Source organism: Moorena sp. SIO1F2 (assembly GCF_010672755.1).
Lineage (GTDB): Bacteria > Cyanobacteriota > Cyanobacteriia > Cyanobacteriales > Coleofasciculaceae > Moorena.
Genome location: NZ_JAAHFV010000364.1, coordinates 1 through 6,176 on the forward strand (window position 1 = coordinate 1; position 6,176 = coordinate 6,176).

Genomic DNA, 6,176 nt, shown 5'->3' on the forward strand with positions numbered 1-6,176 from the left:
TGATGTTACGATCCAGGGCATCTAAAAGGAGTAAGGGAGCAATTGCAAAGCGAATCCTAACTAGAAGGCTAGGAATATGTACTAGTTTGATCATCATCCTAAATTTGCTACCTCTAATTTTTACATTAAGGCTCTAGGGAACCTAGTATCTATAACACGCCCTTATTGCCCACTAATTATGATTGGGCGCTGGCTTGATACTCCCTTATAAAGTATTAGCAGCACAGTTTACTCACAATAGGATCATAGACCAATTTCTCAATTGTCTGTACTAGCAAAGTGTTAACTATGGAAAAATAAGGTTTTATTGCCGTCAGCTTTAGAACTGCTGATCAACTGGCACTGTCTCCAATTACTCCAACTGTTATTTCGGTTTTACTACTAAATCAGAACCGTTGATGATTGAAGAAAAGAAATGAAAAAAGCAATGTTCTGATTAGCTACAGCTGCTGCAATTGCCGCTATTTCAGAGCATCGCGTTACTGTTGAGAGGGTAATCATGGGTACGCTTTACTGTGGACAGGGTAATCATGGGATCACATTCCAGTTGACAGGGGAATTATGCGTTCGCGTAGCGGCTCTTTGCTGAGCATCGCGTAGCGGCTCTTTGCTGAGCATCGCATTCCAGTTGACAGGGGAATTATGCGTTCGCGTAGCGGCTCTTTGCTGAGCATCGTGTAGCAGATCCATTGGAGTTACCCCAGCCAAGCTGCGTGACCAAAGCAAAACGGATTCAACCGTGTCTAGCAAAGTGCGAGAGCTACTCGATTTTTGGCATTGCTGAGGGGCGGAATGAATATGAGTGGGGTGGGCATCCTGCCCGCGCGAAAATGAAACGGGCAAGATGCCCGTTCCACGGCAAGATGCCCGTTCCACGGCAAGATGCCCGTTCCACGGCAAGATGCCCGTTCCACAAAACTATTAAAATCATTCCATTATTAAGCAACGCCCAAAAAAAAGGTACCCTCAAGGGTACTGTGAAGCCAGAGTTAGATCTGACATTCTAGAAATGTGTTGATTGAAATGAATTGCACCAAGAGGTAAACCCCATGGCTTACAAATACCATAAACCCTGTGTGTTCCAAGTTCCGATCAAATTAGAAGTACCCATTGTTCTCGACATCGCTGTCGCTGCTAAGCGCAAGTGTTTTGACAAATATGAGGAAATGGAGCTCGAAGAGGCCGAAGGTAGCGAAACTACTGAGTCACCCGAACCCGTTGGCACTTAGTACCTTTAGGAATATTTGACAGGAATCTCTGACGGCTGGCTTTGAAGTAGCTCATAGTAATTAATCCCTGAAACCCCCCTAGGCTGATCAAGCCAGGGGATTTTTTTTGTCAGTCTCCTGCTGATATAGCGCTACGCGCAAGGGCATTGGCAAGAGGCATGCATGCTAGAGTTAATCAAGTAGCGATGCAGCATGGTTTTAGCGGTTTCCACTGCAGTTGCTCATCTCCCCATCTCCCCATCTCCCCATCTCCCCATCTCCCCATCTCCCCATCTCCCCACACTCCCTACTCCCTATTCCCTACTCCCTATTCCCTACTCCCTATTCCCTATTCCCTATTCCCCGCCCACAAGACCAGCATAGACCAGTTTCTCAACTGTCTGTACTAGCAACAGTGTTAACTATGGAAAAATAAGGCTTTATTGGTGTCAGCTTTAGGACTACTAATAAACTGACACTGTTTCCAATCACTCCAACTGTTATTTCTATTTTACTAGTAAATAAGAAACGTCGATGATTGGAGAAAACAAATGAAAAAAGCAATCTTATTCCTAGCTACAGCTGCTGCAATTACCGTCCCGACAACTGAGGCTTTTGCTCAGCATACTTTTCCTAGTGAGCGTTCCCACTGTCTAGCCACCCTAACTGCTAACAACCCCAATTCTCGGATCACCTTACGTTCTGGAGCAGGAACTAATTATAGAAGCTTGGGTTATGGTTTAGTGGGTGATAATGTCTACGTCCTGACAGCAACTCCTCCAGAGCCAGATTACAAAATAGACAGCTTTGGCTATGGTTGGCACAGAGTAGGTTTTCCAGTAAGTGGAGCCAAAGGATGGATTCGCGACGATTTACTCAAGGTCGAATGTGCTCCCATTAATGATTAAGTAGGTCTATAGGGAAAAAAGGTACCCTCAAGGGTACTGTGAAGCCAGAGTTAGATTTGACATTATATAAATGTGTTGATTGAAATTAATTACAGCAAGAGGTAAACCCCATGGCTTACAAATACGATAAACCCTGTGTCTTCCAAGTTCCGATCAAATTAGAGGTACCCATTGTGCTCGACCTAGCTGTAGGTGCTAAGCGTAAGTGCTTTACTAAATATGAGGAAATGGAAATCGAAGAGAACGGAGCGGTTACTGAGCCAGCTGAACCCGTTAGCACTTAATCTCTTTAGCAATCTTTAACAGGAAGATCTGGGCATAAATTAATTCCTATATCTCCTCTCTATCCAGGGTAAGCGCATCTTGTTGGGTAACCGGGGGTAGTTCTCAATAAACCCGGCCTTGTCTTGATGCAGTCGCTCATGGGGGAAACCCCCTTTGGCGGCGCTGCATCGCTATTGTGCTTATTGACAATAAATTGCCTATATATAGTGTTCATTGAATTCAATAAAAACTATATATAGGAATAAAAAAATTAGATGTGTTTACCCTGTTCTAGCTGTAGGGATTATAAAAATAAAAGTACAAGAGCTGTTGTTCGTATGTTCTACTTGGAATATTCAGTTTTTGCTCACTTAGAGACAGTTCAAGTAGCTTGCCACTTGAATGTCAACCAAGCTAGAAAAATGCGTTACTTAATTACACTCAATCTACCGCCTCCTAACAATTCTTTGGAGTTCGTGAAGCAACTAGATGGAATCAAAGACTTAGAGATTGATGAAGATTATGGTCTAATTCTCATAAGTCCGAAGCGGGATTTGTATGTCATCCGTGTATCGGGTGACATGGATTCTCAAAAACTGATAGCAATACAACCGTTAGTCAAGGGAGTTCACGGTGATATAAAAATAGCTCCCACAGAATCTCAAGAAGAAGAGGATAAATAACATGCGTGTGTTAATTCAGATGCGATTTATGCCGGAACTCCGTGCTGCAATGACTGCCGAGAGTTTCACTATGACAACAGAGGCTGTTTCTATTGATGGCTTTTCACTGGATCAAAGTTATACACCTGTTTTGGTGCCTAATCGACAAAGACGAGAACAGGTTGGAGTCACAGAAGTGGGACGACTATTTTCCTTTGATGCTCGCCCTGAAGTTTCCACTTATCTGTTAAGAGGTGAGGTGGCAGATGAGGCACTAGAGCCTTTAATAGCGGCAGTTGAACAAGACCCTAATGCGATTGGTGTGTTTTCAGATCCACGAATTAGTGCGATCGCTATTTGTCCAACTGCTTCAGTGGGAACCCATCGAAATGTGGAGAATTTACTGCAATTTCCACAACTTCAAGCAAAAGGAATGGATGGGTCTAACGTAATGGTGGCGATCGTTGATAGCGGAGTCAATCTATCCCATCTAAACAGTAAGGGTAAAACACCTCAATTCGATGGGAGCAAAAGCTGGACTCCAGTATCTGGACTTACCCCAGGTAATATGCCTGTCGGTCATGGAACAATGTGTGCCTTTGATGTCTGCATTGCTGCGCCAAACAGCACTCTTCTCGACTATGCCCTTTTCGAATCGCAGACACGAGGTGGCTCGCTAATGGATGGGTTGTTGAGTGATGGTGTCAAAGCTTTCAGTAACTTGCTGCAAATACTCTCAACAGCCCCAGAACCTAAACCAGCTTTGGTAGTTAATAATAGTTGGGGAATGTTTCATCCCTCTTGGGACTTTCCGGTGGGCCATCCTGGCAATTACAGTGATAATCCCAATCATCCCTTTAACATCATTGTTGAAAGTTTAGAGGATGCTGGTGCTGATATTCTTTTTGCTGCTGGTAATTGTGGTGCAGAATGTCCTGATGGAAGATGCCAAGGCGTTACTAACAGACCCATTTATGGTGCGAATTCTCATCCAAGTGTCCTTTGCATTGCTGGGGTGACAGTTAATAAAGAGCGAGTTGGCTATTCTAGTCAGGGACCAGGACATCTCGACTCTCAAAAACCCGATCTTTGTGCCTATACTCATTTTGTTGGCTCAGGAGTTTATCCAGCAGATAGTGGCACTTCAGCAGCTTGTCCTGTTGCGGCTGGTGTTGTAGCATCGATTCGGACTAAGTATCCGCCTTCGGTTCTCTCTCCCGCTGAACTTCGTCAACTGTTGCGCCGAACTGCCGAAGATTTGGGTGTGGCAGGTTTTGACTACGATCATGGGTTTGGGCTGATCGATGTTCCAGCCATCCTCAATGCCCTAGAGCGGATAGAAATACCGGAATTACAAATAGGAGAGGCGGTTTCAGGGCATTTAAAGCAGACTGGCGATTCTAGCTTATATCGGGTGAGGGTCGGCACCTCATTGAGCCTTGAGCTAGATGGACCCGATGGTGTAGATTTCGATCTCTATGTCAGAAAGGCATTGCAGCCAACTATCAGTGAGTTCGACTATCGTGGGTATACCAGTTTACCTGACGAGAAAATTAGTATCCGACCTTCAGAACCAGGTGAATATTTTGTTATGGTTCGTTCTTTTCGTGGAGCAGGAGATTTTTCTCTGAAAGCTAGTGTGGAATCCATCTTGAACGTGTAGGTGTTTGAGTAACAACTGTACCTGAAGGGGCGACGAAACAGGCTGAAATGCTTGGTATCTAACGCTATAGCATTTTTCAATTGGGTGAGGTACAAAGTTCTAGGTTTTAGGGAGTAGGGAGATTCTTATCATCCCTTGTGTCAAGCCTGATTGAGATGCTCTTACCTTGCCTCTATATCCTCCATTCTGACCTCAGGATGGAGGAGTTTTTATTTATTCGTTAAGCGATAATAATCCCCACCAATACCGAGGCTAAGTTATGCCATCTTATTATCAGCTGCTAAAAAGGTACCCTCAAGGGTACTGTCAAGCCAGGGTTAGATTTGACATTATATAAATGTGTTGATTGAAATTAATTACAGCAAGAGGTAAAACCCATGGCTTACAAATACCATAAACCCTGTGTGTTCCAAGTTCCGATCAAATTAGAAGTGCCCATTGTGCTCGACCTAGCTGTAGGTGCTAAGCGTAAGTGCTTTACTAAGTATGAGGAAATGGAAATCGAAGAGAACGGAGCGGCTACTGAGCCAGCTGAACCCGTTAGCACTTAGTCTGTTTAGGAATCTTTAACAGCTGGCTTTGAAATTTTGGGCATAAATTAATTCCTATCTCTCCTCTGTTTCCTCCCTCCTGAGCTCAGGATGGAGGAGTTTTATTGTAGAGCTTAACCTATAATCACCCCTAAGTTATGGGAGACTATCATCAGTTGAAAAAAGGTACCCTCAAGGGTACTGCCAAGCCACAGTTAGATTTGACATTATATAAATGTGTTGATTGAAATTAATTACAGCAAGAGGTAAAACCCATGGCTTACAAATACCATAAACCCTGTGTGTTCCAAGTTCCGATCAAATTAGAAGTGCCCATTGTGCTCGATCTCGCTGTAGGTGCTAAGCGTAAGTGCTTTAGTAAATATGAGGAAATGGAAATCGAAGAGAACGGAGCGGCTACTGAGCCAGCTGAACCCGTTAGCACTTAATCTCTTTAGCAATCTTTAACAGGAAGATCTGGGCATAAATTAATTCCTATATCTCCTCTTTAGCCTCCATTCTGAGCTCAGGATGGAGGAGTTTTTATGGTTAACCGATAATCACAGCTAAGTTAGGCTATCTTATTATCAGTCAAAAAAAGGTACCCTCAAGGGTACTGCCAAGCCAGGGTTAGATTTGACATTATATAAATGTGTTGATTGAAATTAATTACAGCAAGAGGTAAAACCCATGGCTTACAAATACCATAAACCCTGTGTGTTCCAAGTTCCCATCAAATTAGAAGTACCCATTGTGCTCGATCTCGCTGTAGGTGCTAAGCGTAAGTGCTTTACTAAATATGAGGAAATGGAGCTCGAAGAGAACGGAGCGGCTACTGAGCCAGCTGAACCCGTTAGCACTTAATCTCTTTAGCAATCTTTAACAGGAAGATCTGGGCATAAATTAATTCCTATATCTCCTCTTTAGCCTCCATTCTGAGC

General features: G+C 43.6%; 11 protein-coding genes. 10 read left to right on the plus strand and 1 reads right to left on the minus strand.

What is annotated here, in order from left to right:
- Positions 1–528: 528 nt before the first annotated feature.
- The gene (locus tag F6J94_RS28250; RefSeq protein ID WP_293046509.1) at positions 529–690 is read right to left on the minus strand and encodes a hypothetical protein; all 162 of its coding nucleotides are present in this window, start codon (positions 688–690) and stop codon (positions 529–531) included.
- Between the two features lie 23 nt (positions 691–713).
- On the opposite strand from F6J94_RS28250, the gene F6J94_RS28255 reads away from it, so the two are divergent.
- From F6J94_RS28255 to F6J94_RS28300, 10 genes are all read left to right on the plus strand, one after another.
- Positions 714–1,007, plus strand: coding sequence for a hypothetical protein (locus F6J94_RS28255; protein ID WP_293046512.1), 294 nt, complete (start codon positions 714–716; stop codon positions 1,005–1,007).
- A 42-nt stretch (positions 1,008–1,049) separates the two neighbouring features.
- Positions 1,050–1,229 carry a hypothetical protein gene (locus F6J94_RS28260; protein ID WP_293019951.1) on the plus strand — a complete coding sequence of 60 codons (180 nt, stop codon included), beginning with the start codon at positions 1,050–1,052 and terminating at the stop codon, positions 1,227–1,229.
- Between the two features lie 158 nt (positions 1,230–1,387).
- Positions 1,388–1,618 carry a hypothetical protein gene (locus tag F6J94_RS28265; protein ID WP_293046515.1) on the plus strand — a complete coding sequence of 77 codons (231 nt, stop codon included), beginning with the start codon at positions 1,388–1,390 and terminating at the stop codon, positions 1,616–1,618.
- A 141-nt stretch (positions 1,619–1,759) separates the two neighbouring features.
- A complete protein-coding gene (locus F6J94_RS28270) occupies positions 1,760–2,116 on the plus strand; it encodes an SH3 domain-containing protein (protein WP_293019947.1) in 357 nt (118 codons plus the stop codon).
- A 110-nt stretch (positions 2,117–2,226) separates the two neighbouring features.
- Positions 2,227–2,400, plus strand: coding sequence for a hypothetical protein (locus tag F6J94_RS28275; RefSeq protein WP_293046518.1), 174 nt, complete (start codon positions 2,227–2,229; stop codon positions 2,398–2,400).
- A 318-nt stretch (positions 2,401–2,718) separates the two neighbouring features.
- Entirely contained in the window at positions 2,719–3,063 is a 345-nt protein-coding gene (locus F6J94_RS28280; protein ID WP_293046521.1) for a hypothetical protein, read from the plus strand.
- A 1-nt stretch (position 3,064) separates the two neighbouring features.
- Positions 3,065–4,705: a S8 family serine peptidase gene (locus tag F6J94_RS28285; RefSeq protein WP_293046524.1), complete on the plus strand. Its 1,641-nt coding sequence runs from the start codon at positions 3,065–3,067 to the stop codon at positions 4,703–4,705.
- Between the two features lie 377 nt (positions 4,706–5,082).
- Positions 5,083–5,256 (plus strand): hypothetical protein, encoded by a 174-nt coding sequence (locus F6J94_RS28290; protein WP_293046527.1) that lies wholly within the window; start codon positions 5,083–5,085, stop codon positions 5,254–5,256.
- Positions 5,257–5,510: 254 nt separating this feature from the next.
- Positions 5,511–5,684: a hypothetical protein gene (locus tag F6J94_RS28295; RefSeq protein ID WP_293046529.1), complete on the plus strand. Its 174-nt coding sequence runs from the start codon at positions 5,511–5,513 to the stop codon at positions 5,682–5,684.
- Between the two features lie 241 nt (positions 5,685–5,925).
- The gene (locus tag F6J94_RS28300) at positions 5,926–6,099 is read left to right on the plus strand and encodes a hypothetical protein (protein ID WP_293046532.1); all 174 of its coding nucleotides are present in this window, start codon (positions 5,926–5,928) and stop codon (positions 6,097–6,099) included.
- Positions 6,100–6,176: the final 77 nt, after the last annotated feature.

Excerpts from the sequence above, each read along its gene's own strand:
- F6J94_RS28280 (WP_293046521.1), top strand. The coding sequence starts at position 2,719 with ATGTTCTACTTGGAATATTCAGTTTTTGCTCACTTAGAGACAGTTCAA.
- F6J94_RS28275 (WP_293046518.1), top strand. The coding sequence starts at position 2,227 with ATGGCTTACAAATACGATAAACCCTGTGTCTTCCAAGTTCCGATCAAA.
- F6J94_RS28295 (WP_293046529.1), top strand. The coding sequence starts at position 5,511 with ATGGCTTACAAATACCATAAACCCTGTGTGTTCCAAGTTCCGATCAAA.
- F6J94_RS28300 (WP_293046532.1), top strand. The coding sequence starts at position 5,926 with ATGGCTTACAAATACCATAAACCCTGTGTGTTCCAAGTTCCCATCAAA.
- F6J94_RS28250 (WP_293046509.1), bottom strand. The coding sequence starts at position 690 with ATGGATCTGCTACACGATGCTCAGCAAAGAGCCGCTACGCGAACGCAT.
- F6J94_RS28260 (WP_293019951.1), top strand. The coding sequence starts at position 1,050 with ATGGCTTACAAATACCATAAACCCTGTGTGTTCCAAGTTCCGATCAAA.
- F6J94_RS28290 (WP_293046527.1), top strand. The coding sequence starts at position 5,083 with ATGGCTTACAAATACCATAAACCCTGTGTGTTCCAAGTTCCGATCAAA.
- F6J94_RS28285 (WP_293046524.1), top strand. The coding sequence starts at position 3,065 with ATGCGTGTGTTAATTCAGATGCGATTTATGCCGGAACTCCGTGCTGCA.
- F6J94_RS28270 (WP_293019947.1), top strand. The coding sequence starts at position 1,760 with ATGAAAAAAGCAATCTTATTCCTAGCTACAGCTGCTGCAATTACCGTC.
- F6J94_RS28265 (WP_293046515.1), top strand. The coding sequence starts at position 1,388 with ATGCATGCTAGAGTTAATCAAGTAGCGATGCAGCATGGTTTTAGCGGT.